Annotated in this window: 1 protein-coding gene; it reads left to right on the top strand. The window is 68.2% G+C overall.

Features of this window, described 5'->3' with window-relative positions:
- Positions 1-308, top strand: a 308-nt coding sequence (locus tag G6026_RS17405) for a fatty acid desaturase (RefSeq protein ID WP_241728058.1), incomplete at both ends; no start/stop codon positions are given.

The raw sequence follows: 308 nt of genomic DNA, 5'->3' as shown, positions 1-308 counted from the left end.
TCAACTACCTCGAGCACTACGGACTGCGCCGCAAGAAGCTCGACAGCGGTCGCTACCAGCGCTGCCGGCCCGAGCACTCGTGGAACTCCGACCACCTGGTCACCAACATCTTCCTGTACCACCTGCAGCGTCACTCGGACCACCACGCCAACCCGATGCGCCGCTACCAGGTGCTGCGCACCACCGACGACGCCCCGCAGCTGCCCGCCGGGTACGCCGCGCTCATCGTGGTGGCCTACGTCCCGCCGCTCTGGCGCAGGATCATGGACCACCGGGTCCTCGAGCACTACGACGGCGACGTCACCCGC

Origin of the sequence: Dietzia sp. DQ11-38-2 (genome assembly GCF_014145055.1) — a bacterium.
In the GTDB taxonomy this organism is placed as follows: Bacteria; Actinomycetota; Actinomycetes; order Mycobacteriales; family Mycobacteriaceae; genus Dietzia.
This window is presented reverse-complemented; position numbering and strand designations above follow the sequence as displayed.